Origin of the sequence: Williamsia sp., from assembly GCF_016462415.1 — a bacterium.
In the GTDB taxonomy this organism is placed as follows: Bacteria; Actinomycetota; Actinomycetes; order Mycobacteriales; family Mycobacteriaceae; genus Williamsia_A.
On the sequence record NZ_JAEMTF010000008.1, the window covers coordinates 33,515 to 56,461 of the forward strand.

The window sequence follows — 22,947 nt, forward strand, 5'->3', positions numbered from 1 at the left end:
AAAGCAGTGCGGCAACCGACGTCGGATTGTCTTCACGACGAATGCAGACGCACGACGGCGGCGGTACCCGCCGTTGCACCAGACGATGTGGCCGTCGGCGCGGGCCGCCACCCCACCGCGTGTGCTCACCTCGTAGAGATCGACCGCGGTCGCCGGCGACGTCGCGCGTCCCGGATCGACGATGCGGGTGGCCAGTGTTGCCAGCGCGGCGCACTCGTTGTCAAGTACTTCTGCCCACTGCGGCGCGCCATGGTGACCTCTTAGGTGGACGCGAAGAATGCACTGCAGTCACCGGCGCGGAAGCTCACGCCGTCAACGGTGTTCAACACTCGGCCATGACGACCAACCGCCTAACGAGCGTCAAAATCGCCCCGAAACCCGGCCGGGTTTTTTCTCCTGCGGACTGTGCGGACTCGCGGCGACTTGAGACGCCCCCGAAAACGAGGAAGCCCTGACCGGGTCTCCCCTGGTCAGGGCCTCTTCTGTGTCTCAACCAACACGTCGGGGTGGCGGGATTCGAACCCACGACCTCTTCGTCCCGAACGAAGCACGCTACCAAGCTGCGCCACACCCCGTGGCTTCCATCCGCATCGCACTCTCTCGCGGACAGCCTCGATCAGCCTACATCCACACCGCAATCGGTATTAAATCGGCTGGTCAGAGCCGCTCGAGAGAAGCGTGACCAGGGGGCAGAACACCGTGGTGACGATGTCGTGGATGGCGTCAGCGGTGAGATCGCCGTTGACCAGGAACTCATAGCGCGCCATGTCGAACGGCAGGGAGCGGACGCGTTCCGGTAGCGGCGCCGGCCCGATCTCGCCCCGAGCGCGCGCACGCTCGAGGATCGTGTCGCTGAGCGCGATGCCCTTGGTCTGCAGGATGCGAAGGGTTCCGGTACCCGGGGATGCGGCGGCGTCGGCGAGGACCCCCAGTGCGATGGACCGCCCCATGGACTCGAGTCGGTCGAGGACGAGCTGCAGGGTGGCCTCCACATCGCTTGCGAGAGAACCGGTGTCAGCCGCGTGGATCACGTCGTCGCTCGCGCTGGTCAGCGCAGCCACCACCATGTCGAGCCGGTTGGGCCACCGCCGGTAGAGCACGGGCTTGCTGGTCTGCGCACGACGGGCGACGCCCTCGAAGGTGAGTCCGACGTATCCGTGGTCGACCAGCTCGCCGAACACGGCCCGATGGATGGCGTCGTCGAGTTCGGTGCCGCGTCGTCGTGTCGGTGTCATGCCGTGTCCCCGCAGGTGAATAAGAAACGTTGCGTATCTCGCAGAGGCAATCTAACATTCGGCGATAAGAAACTATCCGTATCTAAAAGGAGGCGTCATGGCCGACTCATCCACCCACCGGCCGCTCCGTGAGGTGGCGGTCGTACTCGGCCTGACCGCGGCGCTCTCGCTGCTGCTTCTGGCCTTTGCGCTGCCCGGCGTGCATTCGAAGCCGCATGACCTGCGGCTCGGTGTGGTCGCCACCCCCGCCACGTCGCAGCAGCTTGCCCGATCACTCCACACCCGACAGCCCGGCGCGTTCTACGTCTCGCATCCGTCCTCCGCCGACGCCGCGAGATCGCAGATCGAGTCCCGCGACCTCGACGGCGCCCTGATCGTCGACCGGACGGGCATCACGACGATGGTGACGACCGCGGGGAGCACGTCGGTCGCGACCCTCATCGAGGGCGTCGGAACACAGATCGCGGCGTCGGAGAACACGACGAGCACCACCGTCGACGTCCGCGGGTTCGGCAGCGGTGACCCCCGCGGCGCCGGGCTCGCCGCCGGTGCCCTGCCACTCGCGCTCGGCGGGTGGATCGGGGCATTGGTGATGATGATGGTGCTGCGGGATCCGCGGACGTTGATCGCGTCGACCCTGGCGTTCGCGATCGTCGGCGGACTGGCGCTGACCACCATCCTGCGGTTTGTCCTGGGAACGTTCGACGATCAGTTCTGGCCGGCAGCGGGGGCGGCGATGCTGGGCATCGCGGCAACGGCTTTCGGCGTCATCGGACTCCGCACCCTGCTCGGCGCGGCCGGCCTCGGCATCGCCGGACTCGCGCTGATCGTGCTCGGGAATCCGTTGTCGGGACTGACCAGTTCACCGAGCCTGCTCCCGCAACCGTGGGGTGCGATCGGTCAGTACCTACCACCCGGCGCGACCGGGACGTTGCTGCGCAATGTCGTCTTCTTCGACGGCCACGCCACGGCCCACGCGACGATGGTGTTGCTCGGGTGGCTGCTCATCGGCGCCGCGTTCTACGTGATCGCGATCCGCCGCGGACGCACTACACCGGACACCGCCGAGGAGTTCCTCGACGAGGAGTGGGGGATCACCGAGACGCACGTGCCGGCGCACGCACGCGACGGCCACGTGCCGCAGCACGCACGCTGATCGCCGAGCGTCAGTGGCGCTGGCCCGCGGTCAGCGGCGGCAACGACTGCTCCTCGTCGTACTCGGCATCGCCATGCGACACCGGCGTGAGCGTGAGCAGCGTCGCCTCCGGACGGCAGCAGAAGCGGTACGGCGCGTACGGCGAGGTGCCGAGTCCGGCGCTGACATGCAGCTTCATCGTCGAGCCCCAGTTCGACGCGCCCTTGACCCGCGAGCGGTCGATCTCGCAGTTGGTCACCAGCGCACCGAAGCCCGGGACGCACAGCTGACCGCCGTGCGTGTGCCCGGCCATGACGAGGTCGTAACCGTCGGCGGCGAACTTGTCGAGCACCCGGGGCTCCGGTGAATGCGTCAGTCCCAGCCGCAGATGGGCCAGGGGATTGGGTCGACCCTCGACGGTCTCGTAACGGTCGCGACCCAGATGCGGGTCGTCGACGCCGGCCGCGGCCACCCGCACGCCTGCGACCTCGAGCTCACGCACGGTGTGCGTCGCGTCGAGCCAGCCGCGCTCGGTGAACGCCGCGCGCAGGTCCTGCCACGGCAACGGCTCGCCGTGGACGCGCTTGTGATTCTTGTTGAAGTACTTCAGCGGGTTCTTCGGGGTCGGACCGAAGTAGTCGTTGGAGCCGAAGATGAACAGACCCGGCCGCGACAACAACCCACCCAGCGACTGGATCACCGCAGGCACCGCGTTGGGGTGGGCCAGGTTGTCACCGGTGTTGACGACGAGGTCGGGCTCCAGCGATTCCAGTTCGGAGACCCAGGCCTGCTTGAGGCGCTGACCGGGCAACATGTGCAGGTCGCTGATGTGCAGGACCCGCAGCGTGGCTGCGCCGGGCTCGAGCACCGACATCGTCTTGTGACGCAGCGTGAAGGCGTTGCGCTCGATGAGGGTCGCGTAGGCGACCCCCGCCACGGCGGCACCAGCAGACGCCGCGGCCACCCGCGCCACGGTCGCCTGCGGGGTGCCCGCAGGGCGGTGAGATCCGGCCAGTGCGTCACGGATTCGCTTGATGTCGACGTCAGCCATCTGGTCAGGATACCGATGGTCGACCCGGTGGGTACCCGAAGTACCTGCGGACTCGGAGGAGAAAATCGTGCGAGCACATCCGCGGGCGGGCACTACCGTGGCCTCATGACCGACGACTCAGCCCTCAAAGCCCGCATCCGCACCGACCTGACCGCAGCGATGAAGGCCCGCGACACCGAGACCGTCGCGACCCTGCGCATGGTGATCGCCGCGATCGGAGCCGAGGAGGTGTCGGGTTCGGCCGCCCACACACTGACCGACGAGCAGGTCACCTCGCTGCTGATGCGCGAGAACAAGAAGCGGGCCGAGTCGGCGTCGATCTTCGACGAGAACAACCGCAGCGAGCTCGCCGACAAGGAGCGGGCCGAGGCGGCCATCATCTCCCGCTACCTGCCCGCACCCCTCGACGACGCAGGTGTGGACGCGCTGGTCGCCGACGCGATCGCGCAGGTCGCCGCCGACCTGGGGGAGCCGCCCGCGATGAAGCAGATGGGTCAGGTCATGAAGATCGTGACCGAGCGTGCCGCAGGCGGAGCGGACGGCAAACGTCTGTCGACGGCCGTCCGCTCAGCGCTGCAGTAGTCGTCCCGGTCAGGGTGACCCGGGGATCACGATCGGTCCGATGCCCGGGATCGTGATCGTCGTCGGGGGCAGACGCGGGCCGCGCTCGGGCGTCGCCACCCGACCCTGACCGTCACTGACGTAGATCGTGACGGTCGTTCCGGGCACCGCCGTACCGGACGGGCTGGTGGACACCACGGTCCCCGCCGACTGCGGGCTGGTGGTGGTGGCCTGCTCGACCTTGAAGCCGTTCTCCTGCAGACGCGCGGTCGCCGAGCTCGCCGACAGGCCGGTCACGTCGGGGACCCGGCCGTTCTGGCTGCCCTCGACGTACTTCGGGTCGGTCGGCGGCAACGAGGTGGGACCGAACTTGTTCGCCACCGGCAGGATCGCGTTGTACCAGGTGCGTGCCGGCTCGAAACCGCCGTAGAGGTCGCCGCCGTAGCACTGGCGCAGCGGCGAGGAGCAGATGTCCTCGGGGCTGGTGGTGTCGCCGTAGATGTAGGTGGCGCCGGCGAAGTTGTTGGTGAAGCCGAGGAACGCCGAGGACCGGTGCGCCTCGGTGGTACCCGTCTTACCGGCCAATGGAAGGTTCCATCCGGCCGAGGCCGCGGCACCCGCCGAGGTTCCGCCACCACGGTCGTCGGCGGACATCGCGTTGGCCAATGTGTCGGCCAGTCCCGGCTCCACCACCTGCTCGCAGGCGGGCGGCGTGAACGCCACCGCGGTGACCTCGGGCTCGCCGTTGGCTCCGATCACCGTGTTGCCGTTGCGATCCCGCTTCTTCTGCGTGATCGACTTGATCGGGTTCGGCGGGCACCAGGTGCCGTGCGACGCCAGGGTGGCCGCGACGTTCGACAGCTCCAACGGATTGATCGCGTTGGGGCCCAGCGTGAACGAGCCGAAGTTGCCCTGCTTGACGTAGTCGGCCAGGCTCAGGTCGCCCTGGCCGGACGTGCCCGGCTGAGCGTATGACCGCATACCGAGTTTGACGGCCATGTCGACCGCGGACGGCACACCGACCTCGTTGAGGAGCTTGACGAACGCGGTGTTGGGGGACTGCGCAAGGGCATTGGTGATCGACATGGTCCGGGGGTACCGGCCGTCGTTCTTGACGCAGTAGGTGTTCTCCGGGCAGCCGTTGACGCCGCCGCTCGAACCCATCCCCTTGGCCTGGTAGGTCGACGGGACGTCGAGGGTGGCCGACGAACCGAGGCCCTTCTGCATCGCCGCGGCCACGGTGAAGATCTTGAAGATCGACCCGGCACCGTCGCCGACCATCGAGTATGGCTGCGGCTGCACGGTCTGATCGCGCCGCTGGTCGAGTCCGTAGTCGCGGCTCGACGTCATCGCGAGCAGGTCATGGCTGGTGCTGCCGGGCTTGATCACGTTCATCACGTTGGCGATTCCGGTGAGCTGCGGGCTGGCCACGGCCTGCACGGCCGACTTCGTCGACGCCTGCACCTGCGGGTCGAGGGTGGTGCGGATCGTGTATCCGCCGCGCAGCACCGCGTCGCGGTTGAGTCCGTTCTCAGCGAGGAACTGCAGTGCGTAGTCGCAGAAGAACCCGTTGTCGCCGGCCGAGATACAGCCCTGCGGCAGCGACTGCGGCTGCGGCAGTACGCCGAGTGGCTTGGACTTGTCGGCCTGGAATTCCGCGGCACGGTTCGGAAAGTTCTCGATCATCGTGTCCAGCACGAGGTTTCGACGATCGGTCACGCCCGAGACGTTGGTGTACGGGTTGAGCGCCGAACTCGACTGCACCATGCCGGCCAACATCGCCGACTGCGGGACGTCGAGATCCTTGGCCGCCTTGTTGAAGTAGGTCCGGGCCGCGGCCTCGATGCCGTAGGCGCCGTTACCGAACGGGACGATGTTCAGGTAACGGGTGACGATCTCCTTCTTCGCCTCCGCCTTGGCTGCGGCCTTGTCGATGTTCTTGTCGCGCATGATCTGATCGGTGAGCGTCTGCTCCAGCGTCAACGCCATGCGCACCTCGCGCAGCTTGCGCGCCGGGGTGGTGGCGATGGCGGCCTCGCGGTCGGCCTCGGTCCGTGCCAGCACCAGCAGCTGATAATTCTTGATGTACTGCTGATCGAGCGTCGACGCGCCCTGCTGCACCTCGCCCGACGACGAGTTCTTCAGGAACGCGCGGATGGTGCCCTTCCAGTCCACGCCGTCGTGCTCGAGGAAGCGCTTGTCCTCGATCGAGATGATCGCCCGGATCATGTCCGGGGAGATGTCGTCGTAGTCCACCTGGATGCGCCGCTGGTCGTAGAGGTAGGCCATCGGCTTACCCGTCGAGTCGGTCATCGTCGTGACCTCCGGGACCGTCCCGTCGAGGAGCTCGGACGACGAGTTCTCGACGGTGGTCGCGGCCTTGTTCGTCAGGAGCCCGAACCCTCCGGCCGCGGGGAACAACAGGGCGGCCACGAGGACGCCGGCGAGCGCGCAACAGGCGAGCAGGACCCAGAGGGCCCTGGACCGCGGGGTGCGGTGGGTTTGATCGGACACGGAACTCAGGATACGGGTCCGACCTTAGAGACCGGGTCAACCATCGGTGACGACTCACGAACGAACGGCGCCGCGGACCCCGTACCTCGAACCCGACGAAACGGATAGGACGGCGGTCCCACTTTCCCCGGCCCCTCGACTTGACGATCGCTCATCGCAAAACCTAGATTGTTGTACAGAATGTGACTCACGTAACATTTGGTCACGAAAGTGGCGAGGCTTGCCTCACGAACGATGCACAGCGGCAGACAGGGGTTCGGCACATGGCGAACGCGGCAGTGACACACGGCGAGACGACCGGCGAGACCGACACCCGATTGGCCTGGGTGGCCCAGGCACGATGCCGCGGGGGTGACCCGGACGAGTTGTTCGTCCGCGGCGCAGCCCAGCGCAAGGCGGCCACCATCTGTCGGCACTGCCCGGTACAGCTCGAATGCGGAGCCGATGCCCTCGACAACCGGGTCGAGTTCGGCGTCTGGGGCGGCATGACCGAGCGTCAGCGGCGCGCGCTGCTGCGCCAGCACCCCGAGGTCACCTCGTGGGGCGAGTTCTTCGAGAACCAGCGCCGTCGGCACGCCGACGCCGTCTGAGCTCTGCGCTCTAGTTCTTCTGACCGACGATCTGTTCGGCCACCGCGCGCAGCGCGGTCATGTCGGCCACCTCGAACGGTAGCGACGGCACCCCGATGATCGGGACGGCCGGATGCGACGCGGTGAACCTCTGCAGCAGATGGAGTTCGCGTCGACCGGTTGTCGTGCGTTCGGCGTGAATCGTCAACACGGCCCGCGTCAACTCGTCGTCCACCGATTCGAGGGCGGTCCGTGCGGCGTCCGCGGTGATCGACGTCAGGTTCGGGTGCGTCCGGTTCAGCAGCAGTCCCGCGAGCGGCATCCGTTCCTCGGAGAGCCGATCGACGAAGAACGCGGCCTCGCGCAACGCGTCCGGTTCGGCCGAGGCGACCACCACGAACTGGGTGCCGGGTCGCTTGAGCAGGTTGTATGTCGTCGTGGCACGTTCCTGGAACCCGCCGAACATCGCGTCGAGTGACTGCACGAACGCCGAGACGTCCCGCAACGTGTCGCCGCCGACGATCGTCGAGACGCCGCGCATCGCAAGGCCCACGACACCGGTGACGACGCGGCCGACCCCGCGTCCGCCGCCCATCAGCAGCTTCATCAATCGACCGCTCATGAACGAGCCCAGGCGGGCCGGCGCGTCGAGGAAGTCGAGCGCGTTGCGCGACGGCGGGGTGTCGACGACGACGAGGTCCCACTTGTCCTGCGCGAGGAGCTGCCCCAACTTCTCCATCGCCATGTACTCCTGCGTCCCGGAGAACGACGTCGCGACGGTTTGGTAGAAGGAGTTGTTCATGATGGCCTCGGCACGCTCGGGCGTCGAGTACTGCGTCACCATCTCGTCGAAGGTCCGCCGCATGTCGAGCATCATCGCGTCGAGCGAACCCGGCCCGTCGATCGCCACCGGCTGGGGTGCGTTGGTCAGCTCGGTCATCCCGAGGGACTGCGCGAGTCGTTTGGCGGGGTCGATGGTCAGCACCACCACACGCCTGCCCTGCTCGGCGGCGCGCACCGCCATCGCGGCGGCCGTCGTCGTCTTGCCGACGCCACCCGCCCCACAGCAGATCACGACCTTGGTCTGATCGTCGGCGAGGACCTCGCCCATCTTCAGTACGGCAACCATCACGCACCCGCCCGTTCCAAGAGGGCGGAGATCTCGTAGATCCCGCCGAGGTCGACCCCGTCGTCATACGACGGGATCTCGATGGTGGAGACGTCCACCTCGTCGAGTTCGGCCTTGGCCACCTGCTGCGCCTGGACCCGCGATGCGTGCTCGATGGTCTCGGTCAGCAGTCCCTGCAGGTCGGCGTCGGACACGGTCAGTCCGGCCGTCGAGAGGTGTTCGGCGATCGTGGCGGCGTCGATGACACCCTCGGCCGCGTCGTCGACGGCGGCCTCGCTCAGGTGCGGCGGCGCCACCCGGTTGATGATCAACGCACCCACCCGCATCTTCTTGTCCCGCAGATCGGTGACCGCCTCGATGGTCTCCTGGATGGGCATGGCCTCGAGCAGTGTCACCAGGTGGACGACGGTGAGCTCCGAGTGCAACAGCGTCACGACGCCGTCGCTCTGGTTGCGGATGGGCCCGGTCTTGGTCAGGTCCGACATCGCCGAGGTGACGTCGAGGAAGTTGCCGATGCGACCGGTCGGCGGCGCGTCGACGACGACCGCGTCGTACACCTGGGCCCCGGCCTTGTCGGTGCGCACGACGCACTCCTTGATCTTGCCGGTGAGCAGCACGTCACGCAGGCCCGGAGCGACCGTGGTGACGAAGTCGATGGCACCGATCCGGCGCATCGCGCGACCGGCGAACCCGAGGTTGTAGAACATGTCGAGGTATTCGAGCAGAGCGTGCTCGATGTCGATGGCCAGCGCCGTGACCTGGCCGCCGCCCTGCGCGGTGGCGACCTTGGTCTCGGTCGGCGGCAGCGGCGGGATGTCGAAGAGCTGCGCGATGCCCTGGCGGCCCTCGCACTCGACGAGCAGGACCTTCTTGCCCTCTCCGGCCAACGTCAGTGCGAGCGCCGCGGCGACCGAGGTCTTGCCGGTTCCGCCCTTCCCCGAGACGAAATGCAGACGGGCGGTTCGCGCGGAGTCGGGCCAGCCTGTGTGTGTGGAGTCGGGCCGGCCCGAGGGCGAGAGCCCGGCGCCCGGTCGATCGGAGAGCGGTTGTGATGACACCCGCCAACTGTATCCAGAGCTTTACCGCGAACTCCGGCGATCGGTCGGGTGCGATGAGTGACGTCGGTGACCTTCCGCCGGGGCCTCGATGTGACCGTCACACCCGGATAGGGTGAGCCCATGAGTGAACTGACTGCGTGGGAATACGCCACCGTGCCGCTGCTGACCCACGCCACCAAGCAAATCCTCGACACCTGGGGCGTCGACGGATGGGAGTTGGTCAGCGTTCTGCCCGGTCCCACCGGCGAGCAGCACGTCGCCTACCTCAAGCGTCCGAAGGGCTGACCGCCATGTCCGGTACGCAGCAGTCGTGGACGCAGCGATTGGCCGATCTCGGAATCGAACTGCCGAAGGTGGTCGCTCCGCTCGGGGTCTACTACCCGGCGGTGCGCAGCGGCAACATGGTCTACACCTCCGGTCAGCTCCCGATGGTCAACGGTGAGCTGACGTTCCACGGCAAGGTCTCCGAGGGCGCCGAAGGTGTCATCAAGCCCGAGCAGGCCCATGAGGCCGCGCGTCTGTGCGCGCTGAACGCGGTGGCCGCGATCAACGGGCTGGTCGGTATCGACTCGCTGGTCCGCGTGGTCAAGCTCGTCGGATTCGTCGCGTCTGCACCGGGTTTCACCGGGCAGCCCGCGGTGATCAACGGCGCGTCGGACCTCATCGGCGAGATCTTCGGTGAGGCCGGTCACCACGCACGGTCGGCGGTCGGGGTCGCCGAGTTGCCGCTGGGGTCGCCGGTCGAGGTCGAGATGATCGTCGAGGTCGCCTGAGCGAGGCTTTCGCGACCTTCGCGCTCAGACCTCCTGCAGGTAGGTCAGTTGCGCCTTCACCGACATCCGCGCGGCAGGCCACAGCTTCTTGTCGACATCGGAGTACACCCTCTTGACGATCTTCATCGGCTTCGCCTGTGCCGCAGTCAGGTTGAGGTCGATCAGTGCTGCGCGGATCTGGTCGATCCGCTCCTCCCGGTGCGTCTTGTAGAAGCGGGCGACCGGGATCAGATCGGCGTGGTCGGGGCCGTGGCCGGGTAGCAACGCGCATCCCTCGCCCTCGACGATCAATCGGTTGAGCGAGTTCATGTAGTCCCGCAGCCCACCGTCGGACGGGTCGAGAACCGTTGTGCCGCTTCCCAGGATGGTGTCGCCGGTGCACATAGCGCGTCCGATGACGCGCGCCGGTTCGACCGCGGCGGTGTTGGCCGGATCGCCCTTGGCCAGTTGCTCGACGAGGAAGCTGACCGAATCGGCGGTGTGGCCCGGCGTGCGCAACACGGTGATGCGCAGGCCCGCCGCCTCGATCACCTCGCGGTCGGTGAGCGGTTGGGCGTCGCGGCAGTACTTCTCGGTCAGCGCCCGCACCGGTGATCCGGTGAGTGCGTGGAACTTCTTGATGCCGTCGGTGTGGTCGGCATGACGATGCGTGATGAGCGTGAGCACGACCCGCCCCTGTTTGGCCACCGTCCGCAGATGCTTCTTGTGTCCCTTGGGCCCCGGGTCGACGACGACGCAGTCGGGGTGTTCAGGTGCTCGCAGAATCCAGGTGTTGGTGCCGTCGAGTTCCATCATCCCGGGGTTGTTGCAGAGGACCACGGATGCGAACGGGGTGACCGTGCGCGGCGTCTCGTACGCGGGATGCTTGGGTGCAGTCATGCCCACACGCTACCGCCGCGACCTGTCCGGCTGACAGGGATCTGGCAGCCCGCGGCCACGCTGCTGACAGAACGGCCTCCTAGTTTCTCACCTCAGCGGAAGCGTGTTCCGCTGCCGGGGTTCTCGTACCGGCTGGAGAAACAGGAGTAGACGTGAACATCAAGAAGGCCGCCACCTCGACCATGGCCGCAGGGTTCGTCGGAGCCGCACTGTTGGGTCTGGGCGTCAGCGCCGGGACCGCGTCCGCGGCGCCGCAGCAGAACCATTCGGTCCAGACCCAGTCGCGCGCGCAGCAGCCCCAGCAGCAGCGTCAGGTCACCGTCTTCCGGCGCGACTACCGTCCGTTCATCTACCGCGGGCATCGGGTGATCCCGCGGTACGACGCCGCGCACCGTGCATGGGGATTCACCTACGACCGCACCTTTGTGCACGTCGTCCTCACGCGTCGCTGACGTCTGAGGTCACGGCAGCGCCGGCTATGGTTTCCCCTGATCATGGCCGGCGCTGCGCGGTCGGCATTGCCGGTCTACCCGGTGCGTGCCAGCACCTCGGCGATGGTCCGCTGGATGTCCAGCCCGCGGACCGCGTCCAACGGGTGGTCGGTCGATGTGGTGATGGCCGTGAGGAATTCGTCGACGAGGGTGGTGAAGCACTCGACCGAACCCGTCGTGCGATCGGTGAGGGTCACGACTCCGTCGTGGCCGTGCACAGAGAACTCGGTGACGGTCGGCTGCGCCGGGACGCGCAGTGACAGTTGCGCGGTCGAGGTCGCGCCGTCGGCGTGTCCGAAGGTGAGGTGCCACAGATCGTCGGCGGCGATGACGCGCGCATCGATCACCTCGGTGATCGGACCGAGCGCGGCATCGAGGAGATCGATGACGTGCGGTCCGACGTCGAGCAGAGCGCCGCCGTCCTGGCGCCACTGCGACGACGAGTACCGGCCGCCGAGCAGGGCTCCCGAGATCCATCGACCCAGCCCGCCGGCGTACGCACCGTCCTGCGCCGCGGCCACGAAGGCGCGGGTCTCCGGTGCGTACCGGCGCGTGAACGTGACGATGGACCGCACGTCGGCCGCTCGTACCGCGGCGACGATGGCCTCGGCCCCCTCCACCGTGCCGGCGATCGGCTTGTCCAGGATCAGGTGCTTGCCGGCCTCCGCCGCTGCGACCGCCAGTGGGGCCTGGGCGTCCGGCGGCACCGCGAACGACACCGCGTCGCACGCGTCGAACATGGCCTCGACGCTGTCGAAGCGTGACACCGGTAAGTCGTCGGCCGCCTCGGGTCGGCGGGTCCACACACCGACCAGGTCGACGCCGGGGTGTGCAGCGAGCGCAGGGATGTGGGTCTCGCGGGCCCACGGGCCGGCACCCACGACGGCCACGCGGAGCGGAGGAACGGTCATGCGGCGAGCCTAGTGGTCCGGCCGATGGCTATCGGAGCGATCCTGCCGCCCCCTGGCCCCGCAGCCAGTCGAACCACTGCGGCATTCCTTCGCCGGTCGTGGCGCTGACGGGGATGATCCGGGCCGTCGGGTTCGCGGTGCGCACGGCGACGATGTAGTCGTCGAGATCGACATCGAGGTAGGGGATCAGGTCGATCTTGTTGATGAGCACGACCTCGACACTGCGGAACATCACCGGGTACTTCATCGGCTTGTCCTCACCTTCGGTGACCGACCAGACCATGGCCTTGGCGTGCTCGCCGACGTCGAACTCGGCGGGACACACCAGGTTTCCCACGTTCTCGATGATCACGAGATCGAGTGCGTCGAGATCGAGTCCCTGCAGGGCGCGGTTGACCATCGGTGCGTCGAGGTGGCATTCCCCGCCGAAGCCGTCCTCGGTGTTGAGCAGCGACACCTGGGCGCCGCGTCCGGCGAGCTTCGCGGCGTCGAGGTCGGTGGCGATGTCGCCCTCGATGATCCCGAACCGCATCTCGTCGGCGAGCGCCTCCAGGGTGGCGACGAGCACCGTGGTCTTGCCCGACCCCGGCGAACTCATCAGGTTGACCGCGCGCACCCCTGCGGCGTCGAAGGCAGCGCGGTTGAAGTCGGCGCGCTGGTCGTTCTCGCCGAAGATCGCGTCGAGCACGTCGACGCGTTCGTCCCCGGTGGCGTATCCGGACATGTCGCCGTGGTCGGTGTGGGCGTGGCTGTGTTCGACACCGTCGTCGTGTCGGTGGAATCTGCCCATGTCCAGCGCTCTCCTCAGGTGGTCGTGGCGACCGATCCGGCGGTCACGTCCTGTGGCGCAACCCATCCGCCGAACTGCTTCTCGAGTTCCAGCGCCACCGCGATGGTGACGTTGTCGTTGCCGGGTCGCGCGGCCACCTGCACGCCGACGGGCAGGCCGCGCCTGCTGAAGCCCAGCGGCACCTCGGTGACCGCCAGACCCAGCATGTTGAAGATGGCAGCGCCGCCGAACAACCACGGACGCGCCAGGGTTCCGTGATGCAGCGGTGCGGGTTGCGGCAGTGGTGGGTGCAGCATGACGCCGTCGCCGATCGCCCCGTCCACCTCGTCGGCCAGATCGGCGGCGAACTTGTCGAGCAGATTGCGCGCCGGACCGGGGAGCAACTCCGGCAGGCGGTCGCCGATCATCGCCAGCTGCAACTGAAGACTGTTGGCGCGCAACACGGCCGGGGTCAGGTGACGTGAGTCGGGCTCGCCGAAGGAGTCGAACAACGACATGACCGATGTACCGGCATGCTTGCGCAACTCCATCAGGTAACTGGCGATGACCCGGCGCATCGCGGGCATGGGCTGCCACACCACGTCGGCGCCGCGATCGGCCAGGGCCGCACCGGCGGCGTCGCGCGCATCGCGGACGGACCGGTCCATCGGTCGCAGATAGCTCGACTTGGTGGGGATCACGACCCGCAATCCCTCGAGGTTCACCGACTCGGTCGTGCCGATACGGGTCCCGTCATCGTCGGCGAGGATGCGCAGCAGCGGCATGAGGTCGGACGCGCGCCGCGCCATCGGCCCGAGGGTCTCGAGCAGGTCGACCTCCTCCTCACCGGACAACGACGGGATGGACTCGTTGGCCGGGACCAGTCCGGGAGAGGGCTTGTGGCCGAAGACGCCGCAGTAGAAGGACGGGATACGAATCGACCCGCCGGTGTCGCCACCGACACCGAACGGGATACCGCCGCCGCCGATGGCAGACCCCTCGCCGCCGGAGGATCCACCCGAGACGCGGCGCAGGTCATAGGGATTGGAGGTACGGCCGTAGACGCTGTTGGTGCTCTCGATCCCGAGGCAGAGTTCGGCGGTGTTGGTGACACCGACGACGATCGCGCCCGCGCGTCGGAGTCGTTGGACGGCGATCGCATCGGTGTCGGCGATGATGCCCGCGCGACTCGACAGGCCCGCCGTGTGCGGCATGCCGGTGACCGGGATGGATTCCTTGATGGTGCAGGGCACACCGTGCAGCGGGCGGTCGGTCGCGGTGCCGGGGGAGGCGGCGTCGGCGGCATCGGCCTCGGCGAGGGCATCGTCGAAACGGTCGCGGGCGACGGCCCCGAAGGCCTCGCGCTCGCGCAGGATCGCGATGTGGAACTCGACCACCCGACGCGATGTGGTCGCCCCGGTCCGGATCGCGTCGGCCAGCTCGAACGCCGAGGCCCCGGCGATCCATGTGTCGTCGACCTGGGTGACAGGACGGGAACTACGCCTTCCGCTGCGTTCGGTCATCTCTTGACCTTACTGAGCGCCGTCGGTCGGCTGAGCCTTGCTGGTCGGATCCGCTCCGGATGCAACGATCCGCTCCGGTTGCAGCCGGAGCGGATCGTGGAAAGCGGAGCGGATGGAACGCCGGGTCAGCGCGCGCGCCGGGCCAGACGCTCGGAGTCGGCGATGAGGACGCTCTTGCCCTCGAGTCGCAGCCAACCACGCTGCGCGAAGTCGGCCAGCGCCTTGTTGACGGTCTCGCGCGATGCGCCGACGAGCTGCGCGATCTCCTCCTGCGTCAGGTCGTGCGTCACACGCAGTGCGCCGGCCTCCTGGGTGCCGAATCGCTGGGCGAGCTGCAGCAGCTGCTTGGCGACACGACCCGGGACGTCGGTGAAGATGAGGTCGGCCAGGTTGTTGTTGGTGCGGCGCAGGCGACGGGCCAGCACGCGCAGCAGCTGCTCGGCGATCTCGGGGCGATCGGCGATCCACGCCTTGAGCGCGTCACGATCCATCGAGACCGCACGGACCTCGGTGACGGTGGTCGCCGAGGAGGTACGTGGGCCGGGGTCGAAGATCGACAGCTCGCCGAACATGTCCGACGGGCCCATGATCGTGAGCAGGTTCTCGCGTCCGTCGACCGAGCGTCGGCCGACCTTCACCTTGCCCGCGAGGATGATGTACAGACGATCGCCGGGCTCGCCCTCGTTGAAGATGACATGGCCGCGCGGGAAATCGACAGGCTGGAGCTGCTTGGTCAGCGCCGCGACGGCACTGGGCTCCACTCCCTGAAAGATGCCGGCCCTGGCCAGTACTTCCTCCACGTACGCCCCTTTCTGAGGGTGCTGCGGGGGCTGCCCCGCGCATAGATTGTGATGTACGAATGTTGGATTCGTCACTCGTTGTGATAAGTCTACGGCTATAGCCCGAGCGGAGTTCGACGAACGTCCAACAGCGGCTCACCTGCTCGGTTACGGGGTCATCGAACCGCGGTGATCAACTGGCGCGGCTCGACTCGGTCGGGGAGTCGAACGCGTCGGGTTCGACCGAGTCGCGGCGGCTACGGAACTCGTCGAGTGCGGCCGGGAAGCCGTCCTTGGCGAGTGTGTCCATCTGCTCCGGAGCTGCGCTTTCGAGAAACTCCTCGACCTGGTCGCGGTTGACGCTCACGTCGTCGATCTGCGATTCCATCTTCTCCATGGCCAACGCGAACAACATGAGCACCGCCGGGAACAGCAGTACAGCGAGTCCGTGCATGAGGGTCAGTAAACACAACCCAGGTCTCGGAAGGGCAACGAAACCCGAGGTGGAACCCAAGCGTTACCTGCCGGGCGCCGTTCGCCGGGTCGTGACCCGACGGTGATGAACGCCTTCAGGTCTGCTCAGTACCCTGACGAGGTGACCACGGATCCATCCGGCGACGCCCCGGCTGCAGCGCCGCCGCGTTCCCGACGCAAGACCGCCGCACAACGCGGTACCGAGACGCGGACCGGACTCGTGCGCCGCGCACGTCGGATGGACCGAGAGCTGCAGATCGCGTTCCCGCACGTCTATTGCGAACTCGACTTCACGACACCGCTCGAGTTGTCGGTCGCGACGATCCTCTCGGCGCAGTGCACCGACGTGCGCGTCAACATGGTGACCCCGGCTCTGTTCAGGAGATATCCCGACGCCGCCGCGTACGCGGGCGCGCAGCGCGAGGAACTCGAGGAGATGGTGCGCACCACCGGGTTCTACCGGAACAAGGCCAACTCGATCATCGGTCTCGGGCAGGCGCTGCTGGAACGGTACGACGGCGAGGTCCCCGGTCGTCTGGAGGATCTGGTCACCCTGCCCGGCTTCGGCCGCAAGACGGCGAACGTCGTGCTCGGCAACGCCTTCGGCATCCCCGGGATCACCGTGGACACGCATTTCGGTCGGCTGGTGCGTCGCTGGAACTGGACCGCCGAGACCGATCCGGTGAAGGTCGAGCACGCGGTCGGCGAGCTGATCGAACGCAAGAACTGGACCGACCTCTCCCATCGGGTGATCTTCCACGGTCGACGCGTCTGCCATGCGAAGAAGCCGGCCTGCGGGGTGTGCGTGCTCGCGGCCGACTGCCCGTCCTACGGCGAGGGCCCGACCGACAAGACCGCTGCGGCAAAGCTGGTGAAGGGTCCCGAGACCGACCACCTGCTCGGTCTGGCCGGGGTGTCGGCGTGATCGACCGTCTTTCGCGCGTACCCGCGTCGGCACGGTGGACCATCGCCGCGCTGATCGTGGTCATCGCCTTGATCGCCGCCATCTGGCCGCGCGACTCCGGCTCGTCGGCCGACGGACTCGGGTCCGGCAACCCGGCGGCCTCGGCGGGACCGATCCCGGGTGCGACCGCGTCGGTGAGCAACGACGACCTCGTCGCCGCCCGCGACCGGGCGGCCCTCGCGCCGTGCCCCACCGGCACCGCTCCCGCTCCGGCTGCGTCCGTGCTCAAGGGCGTGACGGCGCCGTGCCTCGGCGGACCCGGGACGGTCGACCTCGGCAGCGCGACCGCAGGCACACCCGTACTCATCAACTTCTGGGCGCCCTGGTGCCTGCCGTGCCGCAAGGAACTGCCGTCCATCGCCGACTTCGCGCGTGTCGCCGGTGACCGGGTCCAGGTGCTGGCGGTACAGGCCAGGGAGGGATCGGAGAATCCGGTGCTCGCGCTCGGGCTGCTCAGCGAGATCGACGTGCACCTGCCCTCGGTGGTCGACACCCAGTCGAGGATCGCGGCCGCTCTCGGCGCCCCGCGCGCCTACCCGGTGTCGATCCTCGTGCGTGCTGACGGCACCGTCGCGAAGGTGCTGCCCGACGTCTTCGCCGACACCCAGGCGGTCACCGACTCGGTGAACCGATACCTCGGCACGAGCCTGTGACCGACCGGACAGGCGGCGACGGTGCCCACACCGTCGCCGGGCCGCTGACGTCGAACGAATCCATCCCGTCGTGGCTGCGAGCGCTCACCGACAACGTCGACGGGGTCACCGACAGCGTCAACAACCGCGGTGGCGACCGCACCCGACTCCTCGCGCTCACCCGCAAGCGCAGCGCGCGCCCGGCGTCGGTGCTCGTGCTCTTCGGCGGATCGTTCGATCCGACCGCCGACGGGACGCCGCCCGTCGACGCCGACGTACTGCTCACCCAGCGGGCGAACACGCTGCGCAACCATCCCGGACAGGTCGCGTTCCCCGGCGGAGCCCTCGACCCCGGTGACGACTACCCCGTGGGCACCGCCCTGCGCGAGGCGCAGGAGGAGACCGGGCTCGACCCGGACAGCGTCGTGCCTCTCGCGCAGCTGCGGTCGTTCCCGGTGCCGCCGTCGGGATTCGACGTCGTACCCGTGATCGCCCACTGGCCCACGCCGAGCGCGGTCCGCGCGGTCGATCAGGGTGAGACCGCCCGGGTCGCGCGAGTACCGCTGCGCGACTTACTCTCTCCGGACAATCGTTTTCAGGTGCAACGCTCGGTGATGGGAGGACGGGTCTATCGGGGCCCGGCCTTCTGGGTGGAGGACATGCTCGTGTGGGGCTTCACCGGCGGACTGCTGGCCGCGATCTTCGAGACCGCGGGATGGGATGTCCCGTGGGACACCGACGACGTCCGTGACCTCGGCGACATGCTGGATCGGGCGGGTCAGCGATGAGCGGGTCGGCGTGGGTCGACATCGCCGTCGTCGTGGTGGCCCTGCTGGCCGCGGCTTCGGGATACCGGCAGGGCGCGCTCGCGTCGGCGCTGGCGTTCATCGGTGTCGTCCTCGGCGCCGTGGCCGGGATCATGTTGGCGCCGCACATCATCGACCACATCGGCGACCGCCGCTGGCGACTCGTCGTCGGTGTCGGACTGCTGGTGCTGCTGGTGGTCATCGGCGAGGTGTCGGGGATGGTGCTGGGTCGAGCCGCGCGCAGCGGCATCCGCTCGGCGGCCTTCCGGCGCGCCGACAGCGGCATCGGGTCGCTGCTCCAGGCCGTGGCCGTGCTGGTCGCGGCGTGGTTGCTGGCCATCCCGGTCAGCAGCGCCGCCGAGCCGTCCATCGCCAACGCCGTACGCGGGTCGAAGGTGCTCAGCGGGGTCGATCAGGTTGCGCCGCAATGGTTGCGTGAGCTGCCGAGCGATTTCAGCTCACTCCTCGACGACTCGGGTCTTCCCGAGGTCATCGGCCCGTTCGGGCGCACGCCGATCACCAACGTCAACCCGCCCGACACCACGCTGCTCAACCTCCCGGTGATCAGCCAGGTCCGGCCCAGCGTGGTCAAGATCGAGGGCATCGCCCCCAGCTGCAACCAGGCGCTCGAGGGCAGCGGCTTCGTCGTCTCGCCCGAGCGGGTGATGACCAACGCGCACGTGGTCGCGGGTACTCGGACTCTGAAGGTGCAGTCGAATGACGGCCCGCTGGACGCGAAAGTGGTTCTGTTCGACTATCGCAACGACATCGCCGTGCTCGACGTCCCCGGACTCACCGCGCCGGCACTGAGTTTCGTCGACCAGGCCGCGAACACCGGTGACGACGCCATCGCGCTGGGCTACCCGGAGGCGGGTCCGTTCACCGCAAGCCCCGAACGCATCCGCGAGGTGGTCAACCTGTCCGGCCCCGACATCTACCGCGACGGACAGGTGCGTCGAGAGGTCTACACCGTCCGCGGCTCGATCCGCCAGGGCAACTCCGGTGGGCCGCTCATCGATTCGGACGGCCAGGTCCTCGGGGTGATCTTCGGAGCCGCCGAGGACACCTCCAGCCAGACCGGTTTCGTGCTCACCGCCAAGCAGGTCCAGGACAATCTGCAGGCGTCCGAGGGCCGCAACACCGCCGTCGACACCATGTCCTGCGTGCACTCCTGACCTGACGCGGACGCGGCGCTACCCGGCGGTGTCCTCCGAGTTCGACGCCTCGAGAGATCGCCGGATCCTCGCCGCAGCCGCGAGGTAGCGCTGCCGGTCCTGTGCGTCGAGATCGCGGTTGACGATGTCCTCGAGATCCGCCCAGACGGCGCGGATGCCGTCCTGCGCGCTGCGTCCGGCCGGGGTGAGATACACGAGACTGACCCGGCGGTCGGTGGTCGAGGTCCGCCGGACCACCAGCCCGGCGCGCTCGAGTCGCGCCGTCATCTTCGCGACCGTCACGTGGCTGATCCCCATTGTGGCCGCGAGCGCCTTCTGTGACCGGCCGTCGTCGCGAACGAGTTCGGTCAGCAGGATCTCCTGCGCGGGGAACAGCCCTAGATCGGCCAGCCCGGTCGCGGCGATGGCACGTTGCATGCGGGCCATCGCGTAGATCGAGTAGCTGACGGGGAACCTGCTCTCGAGCGTGTCGGCGGGGTCGGGAACGCGACGGTTCATGCCGGACATTCTGCCTTCCCCATTGCGCTCCGAGCGTCCACGCCTACTATTACGTAGTCGGCTACTCAATCGGCGAGGGGGTCACGACCATGACCGATGACCAGAAACGGGCGGTCGCGGAGATGCTGCGCACCGGGCCCCTCGATCTCGGGGGAGAGCTGCACGAACAACGTCGGGTGCTCGTCGAGATGCTCACCGGGATCCCGCTGCCCGACGATGTGATCGCGACGTCGGGACATCTCGGCGACATCGACGTCGTGTCGGTCGACATCGCGGGGGTCAGCGCCGACGACGTCGTGTTGTACCTGCACGGCGGGGCCTATGCGCTCGGGACGGCCGCGTCGTCGGTCGGCCTCGTCGCCGATCTCATGCGTCGCGCCGGGGTCCGCGGTGTCAGTGTCGACTACCGGCTGGCGCCCGAGTCGCCCTATCCCGCGGCGCTCGACGACGCGGTCGCCTCCTACGAGGCGCTCCTGGAGTCGACCGATCCCCGGCGGATCGCTCTCGTGGGTGAGTCCGCGGGCGGTGGGCTGGTCCTGGCCACGCTCGTCGCGCTGCGCGCGCGTGGTGTGCCGATGCCTGCGTCGGCGGTCGTGTTCTCGCCGTGGGCGGATCTGACCCTGTCCGGCAGGACGATCCACACCAAGTCCGGTGTCGACCCGGCCCTGACCGCGGCCGGTCTGCGCACCCGCGCCGCCGATTACGTCGGTTCGGCCGACCCGACCGACCCGTTGGTGAGTGCGGTCCACGCCGATCTCACGGGACTGCCGCCACTTCTCGTCCAGGCGGGATCGGACGAGATCCTTCTCGACGACGCTCTGCGTGTCGTTGCCGCCGCTGCGATGGCCGACGTGGCCGTGACCCTGCAGATCACCCCCGGCGTACCCCACGTCTTCCAGGCCTTCGCCGCGATCCTCACCGAGGGAGCCGCGGCGCTCGATGCGGCCGGCGAGTTCCTGCGCGCCCACTTCGGCAAACCCTGACCTCCGACCGTCATCACGCGAGCCACGAACACGACCCCACGAACACGACCCAACGAAGGAGCCCGACATGTCGATTCCCGACGACGACCCGACGCGCGAACTGACCGTCTCCGGCCGGGACGATCCCGGCGTCGCCCACATCTTCCTCGCCGGCGACACCTACTCGGTGCTGGTGACCGGTGAGCAGACAGGCGGTCGGTACTGCCTGATCGACATGGAGATCCCGCCGGGTGGGGGCCCGCCGCCGCACCGTCATGACTTCGAGGAGATGTTCACCATCCTCAGCGGTGAGATCGCGTTCACCTTTCGCGGCACCACGACAACCGTGGGCGCCGGGAACACCGTCAACATCCCCGCCAACGCACCCCACAACTTCGCCAATCGGTCCGACGTGACGGCGCACGTACTGTGCCTGTGTTCGCCCGCGGGCCAGGAAGAATTCTTCGACCGGGTGGGCGATCGCATCCCGACCCGGACGAGTCCTCCGCCGGAGTTGACGCCCGAACAGATCGCCGAGCGTCGGGAACTGGCGGCCGAGCTCGCGCCCGCCTACGCCACCGAGATGCTCTGACCCGACCGATTCAGACGAGCTGCAGGTGCTCGTCGAGCAGTTCGGCGACGTGCGCAGGGTTCTCCTCGTGCGCGTAGTGACCGCTGCCGTCCACCTCGGCGTAGGTCATCCGCGACGCCCAGTACCGGCTGGCCGACATGGTCTCGGCCAGGATGTAGTCGTCGAGCCGACCGCGCACGGCCAGGACCGGGATGTGCAGGCGCTGGTTCATCAGCGACAGGAACTTCGCACCATCCCGTCGAAGCTGTGAGCGGAACGCCCAGCGCCGGTACTCCAGACTGCAGAACGCGACACCGGGAATCTGGATCGCGGCGCGATTGCGGCGGATGACCTCGGCGTACTCATCGGTGTCCTGCCACGCCGATGCGGTGCGGCGGGCGAACATGTCCGCGATGAACGCGCCGTCGGATCTGGTCAGGGTCTTCTCCGCCGTCCTCGGCAGCTGGTTGCCGAGGAACCCGCTCAGGAACGCGGATCGTTGGGCGCCGTCGCGGACCACCGCGTACCGCAGGGCTCGGGGGTGGGGTGATCCGATGACGGCGATGGAACGGACCGCGCGCGGGTGCAGGGTGGCGGTCGCCCAACAGACCAGGCCGCCGTCGGCGTGCCCGACCAGCGCGGCGTCGGAATGCCCGAGGGAACGGATCAGCGCATTGGTGTCGCCGGCAAGGGTCCAGCCGTCGTAACCGCGGGGTGGTTTGTCGGAGTCGCCGTAGCCGCGCAGATCGAGCGCGACGGCGCGGTAACCCTGCGCGGTCAGCGACTCGAGCTGGTGCCGCCAACTCCACCAGAACTCGCCGAACCCGTGCAGCAGCAACACCAGGGGTCGATCGGTGCGGCCGTCACCGCACTCGACGGCGTGGAACCGGATGCCGTTGGCACGGACGTCGAGATGCGTCCAGGGTCCATCGAACCGTACCGATGACGGATCAGGCGTCGGCACAGCGAAGGCGGATCAACCGCGTGGCGCCGAACCCAGGCCGCCGGGGAGGTCCGCCGGGGCGCCCTTGCCGGATCCGGGCAGCACCGACGGGACGGCCTTGACCGAGCTGATGGTCTTCTTCGGGCCTCGGATGCGCTTGACGATGACGAACCCGACGATGCCCGCGACGATCGCGATGACCAGCAGGATCAGGAAGACGATCCCGAATGCGGCCCAGCGCGGCAGCCACTCGTCGAGCAGCTCGGCGAGGAAGAAGAAGAAAAAGAAGCTGGCGTACAGCGCGATGGCGCCGGCAACGATGAACAGGGCCGCGCTGATACCGGCCTTCTTGGCCTCGCCGACGATCTCGGTCTTCGCGAGCTCGATCTCCGACCGGAACAGCGTCGACATGTGGGTCGTGGCGTCTTTGACGAGTCCGCCGACGGACTGCTCGGCGGGCGCGTGGGGATCACTCAGCGGGATGGCAGAAACGTTTCGGCCCACATCTCCGCGGGCACGGTCGTCCAGGCTCACAGCTGCTCCTC

General features: G+C 68.1%; 26 protein-coding genes and 1 tRNA gene. 12 read left to right on the top strand and 15 right to left on the bottom strand.

The window, feature by feature from the left end; all coding sequences use genetic code 11:
• Positions 1-501: 501 nt before the first annotated feature.
• Positions 502-575: transfer RNA gene (locus JHC79_RS03450), tRNA-Pro, on the bottom strand.
• Positions 576-644: 69 nt separating this feature from the next.
• On the bottom strand, positions 645-1,235 hold the full coding sequence (locus JHC79_RS03455) for a TetR/AcrR family transcriptional regulator (RefSeq protein ID WP_296388474.1): 591 nt from the start codon (positions 1,233-1,235) through the stop codon (positions 645-647).
• 97 nt (positions 1,236-1,332) lie between these two features.
• Here JHC79_RS03455 and JHC79_RS03460 point away from each other — a divergent pair, with 97 nt between their 5' ends.
• Positions 1,333-2,391, top strand: coding sequence for an ABC transporter permease (locus JHC79_RS03460; protein ID WP_296388475.1), 1,059 nt, complete (start codon positions 1,333-1,335; stop codon positions 2,389-2,391).
• A 10-nt stretch (positions 2,392-2,401) separates the two neighbouring features.
• On the opposite strand, the gene JHC79_RS03465 is transcribed toward JHC79_RS03460, so the two are convergent.
• On the bottom strand, positions 2,402-3,421 hold the full coding sequence (locus tag JHC79_RS03465; protein WP_296388476.1) for a metallophosphoesterase: 1,020 nt from the start codon (positions 3,419-3,421) through the stop codon (positions 2,402-2,404).
• Between the two features lie 105 nt (positions 3,422-3,526).
• Between JHC79_RS03465 and JHC79_RS03470 the strand changes: the two genes are divergently transcribed.
• Positions 3,527-4,003 carry a GatB/YqeY domain-containing protein gene (locus tag JHC79_RS03470; RefSeq protein ID WP_296388477.1) on the top strand — a complete coding sequence of 159 codons (477 nt, stop codon included), beginning with the start codon at positions 3,527-3,529 and terminating at the stop codon, positions 4,001-4,003.
• 9 nt (positions 4,004-4,012) lie between these two features.
• Here the strand turns inward: JHC79_RS03470 and JHC79_RS03475 are convergent, their stop codons facing one another.
• Positions 4,013-6,448, bottom strand: a complete 2,436-nt coding sequence (locus JHC79_RS03475; RefSeq protein WP_296388524.1) for a transglycosylase domain-containing protein — start codon at positions 6,446-6,448, stop codon at positions 4,013-4,015.
• A 311-nt stretch (positions 6,449-6,759) separates the two neighbouring features.
• Between JHC79_RS03475 and JHC79_RS03480 the strand changes: the two genes are divergently transcribed.
• Entirely contained in the window at positions 6,760-7,086 is a 327-nt protein-coding gene (locus tag JHC79_RS03480) for a WhiB family transcriptional regulator (RefSeq protein WP_296388478.1), read from the top strand.
• A 10-nt stretch (positions 7,087-7,096) separates the two neighbouring features.
• On the opposite strand, the gene JHC79_RS03485 is transcribed toward JHC79_RS03480, so the two are convergent.
• Entirely contained in the window at positions 7,097-8,194 is a 1,098-nt protein-coding gene (locus JHC79_RS03485) for an ArsA family ATPase (RefSeq protein WP_296388479.1), read from the bottom strand.
• Positions 8,194-9,147 (bottom strand): ArsA-related P-loop ATPase, encoded by a 954-nt coding sequence (locus tag JHC79_RS03490; protein WP_296388525.1) that lies wholly within the window; start codon positions 9,145-9,147, stop codon positions 8,194-8,196. Before JHC79_RS03490 ends, JHC79_RS03485 begins: the two co-directional genes overlap by 1 nt.
• Positions 9,148-9,372: 225 nt before the next feature.
• Here JHC79_RS03490 and JHC79_RS03495 point away from each other — a divergent pair, with 225 nt between their 5' ends.
• Positions 9,373-9,537, top strand: coding sequence for a hypothetical protein (locus JHC79_RS03495; protein WP_188486393.1), 165 nt, complete (start codon positions 9,373-9,375; stop codon positions 9,535-9,537).
• Between the two features lie 5 nt (positions 9,538-9,542).
• A complete protein-coding gene (locus JHC79_RS03500; RefSeq protein ID WP_296388480.1) occupies positions 9,543-10,025 on the top strand; it encodes a RidA family protein in 483 nt (160 codons plus the stop codon).
• Between the two features lie 24 nt (positions 10,026-10,049).
• Here JHC79_RS03500 and JHC79_RS03505 read toward each other — a convergent pair whose 3' ends face one another.
• Positions 10,050-10,904 carry an MBL fold metallo-hydrolase gene (locus JHC79_RS03505; protein WP_296388481.1) on the bottom strand — a complete coding sequence of 285 codons (855 nt, stop codon included), beginning with the start codon at positions 10,902-10,904 and terminating at the stop codon, positions 10,050-10,052.
• Positions 10,905-11,056: 152 nt separating this feature from the next.
• Here JHC79_RS03505 and JHC79_RS03510 point away from each other — a divergent pair, with 152 nt between their 5' ends.
• Positions 11,057-11,356 carry a hypothetical protein gene (locus JHC79_RS03510; protein WP_296388482.1) on the top strand — a complete coding sequence of 100 codons (300 nt, stop codon included), beginning with the start codon at positions 11,057-11,059 and terminating at the stop codon, positions 11,354-11,356.
• A 74-nt stretch (positions 11,357-11,430) separates the two neighbouring features.
• Here JHC79_RS03510 and JHC79_RS03515 read toward each other — a convergent pair whose 3' ends face one another.
• From JHC79_RS03515 to JHC79_RS03535, 5 genes are all read right to left on the bottom strand, one after another.
• Positions 11,431-12,306, bottom strand: a complete 876-nt coding sequence (locus tag JHC79_RS03515; RefSeq protein ID WP_296388483.1) for a Gfo/Idh/MocA family oxidoreductase — start codon at positions 12,304-12,306, stop codon at positions 11,431-11,433.
• Between the two features lie 28 nt (positions 12,307-12,334).
• Positions 12,335-13,096 carry a hydrogenase nickel incorporation protein HypB gene (gene hypB / locus JHC79_RS03520; RefSeq protein WP_296388484.1) on the bottom strand — a complete coding sequence of 254 codons (762 nt, stop codon included), beginning with the start codon at positions 13,094-13,096 and terminating at the stop codon, positions 12,335-12,337.
• A 14-nt stretch (positions 13,097-13,110) separates the two neighbouring features.
• On the bottom strand, positions 13,111-14,598 hold the full coding sequence (locus tag JHC79_RS03525) for an amidase (protein ID WP_296388485.1): 1,488 nt from the start codon (positions 14,596-14,598) through the stop codon (positions 13,111-13,113).
• 125 nt (positions 14,599-14,723) lie between these two features.
• Positions 14,724-15,398: a Crp/Fnr family transcriptional regulator gene (locus JHC79_RS03530; RefSeq protein WP_188486371.1), complete on the bottom strand. Its 675-nt coding sequence runs from the start codon at positions 15,396-15,398 to the stop codon at positions 14,724-14,726.
• Positions 15,399-15,570: 172 nt separating this feature from the next.
• Positions 15,571-15,831, bottom strand: coding sequence for a hypothetical protein (locus JHC79_RS03535; RefSeq protein WP_296388486.1), 261 nt, complete (start codon positions 15,829-15,831; stop codon positions 15,571-15,573).
• A gap of 258 nt (positions 15,832-16,089) precedes the next feature.
• Here JHC79_RS03535 and nth point away from each other — a divergent pair, with 258 nt between their 5' ends.
• From nth to JHC79_RS03555, 4 genes are read left to right on the top strand one after another with little or no spacing between them, the layout of a single operon-like run.
• A complete protein-coding gene (nth, locus tag JHC79_RS03540; RefSeq protein ID WP_296388526.1) occupies positions 16,090-16,776 on the top strand; it encodes an endonuclease III in 687 nt (228 codons plus the stop codon).
• Positions 16,773-17,468: a TlpA disulfide reductase family protein gene (locus tag JHC79_RS03545; protein ID WP_296388487.1), complete on the top strand. Its 696-nt coding sequence runs from the start codon at positions 16,773-16,775 to the stop codon at positions 17,466-17,468. The genes nth and JHC79_RS03545 overlap by 4 nt, the downstream gene beginning before the upstream one ends.
• A complete protein-coding gene (locus tag JHC79_RS03550) occupies positions 17,465-18,235 on the top strand; it encodes a CoA pyrophosphatase (RefSeq protein ID WP_296388488.1) in 771 nt (256 codons plus the stop codon). Before JHC79_RS03545 ends, JHC79_RS03550 begins: the two co-directional genes overlap by 4 nt.
• Positions 18,232-19,428: a MarP family serine protease gene (locus tag JHC79_RS03555; protein WP_296388489.1), complete on the top strand. Its 1,197-nt coding sequence runs from the start codon at positions 18,232-18,234 to the stop codon at positions 19,426-19,428. The genes JHC79_RS03550 and JHC79_RS03555 overlap by 4 nt, the downstream gene beginning before the upstream one ends.
• A gap of 18 nt (positions 19,429-19,446) precedes the next feature.
• Here the strand turns inward: JHC79_RS03555 and JHC79_RS03560 are convergent, their stop codons facing one another.
• Positions 19,447-19,926: a MarR family winged helix-turn-helix transcriptional regulator gene (locus JHC79_RS03560; protein WP_296388490.1), complete on the bottom strand. Its 480-nt coding sequence runs from the start codon at positions 19,924-19,926 to the stop codon at positions 19,447-19,449.
• Positions 19,927-20,015: 89 nt separating this feature from the next.
• On the opposite strand from JHC79_RS03560, the gene JHC79_RS03565 reads away from it, so the two are divergent.
• Positions 20,016-20,909: an alpha/beta hydrolase gene (locus tag JHC79_RS03565; RefSeq protein WP_296388491.1), complete on the top strand. Its 894-nt coding sequence runs from the start codon at positions 20,016-20,018 to the stop codon at positions 20,907-20,909.
• 67 nt (positions 20,910-20,976) lie between these two features.
• The gene (locus tag JHC79_RS03570; protein ID WP_296388492.1) at positions 20,977-21,480 is read left to right on the top strand and encodes a cupin domain-containing protein; all 504 of its coding nucleotides are present in this window, start codon (positions 20,977-20,979) and stop codon (positions 21,478-21,480) included.
• Between the two features lie 10 nt (positions 21,481-21,490).
• Here JHC79_RS03570 and JHC79_RS03575 read toward each other — a convergent pair whose 3' ends face one another.
• On the bottom strand, positions 21,491-22,423 hold the full coding sequence (locus JHC79_RS03575) for an alpha/beta hydrolase (RefSeq protein WP_296388493.1): 933 nt from the start codon (positions 22,421-22,423) through the stop codon (positions 21,491-21,493).
• 12 nt (positions 22,424-22,435) lie between these two features.
• The gene (locus JHC79_RS03580; protein ID WP_296388494.1) at positions 22,436-22,936 is read right to left on the bottom strand and encodes a phage holin family protein; all 501 of its coding nucleotides are present in this window, start codon (positions 22,934-22,936) and stop codon (positions 22,436-22,438) included.
• Positions 22,937-22,947 lie beyond the last annotated feature (11 nt).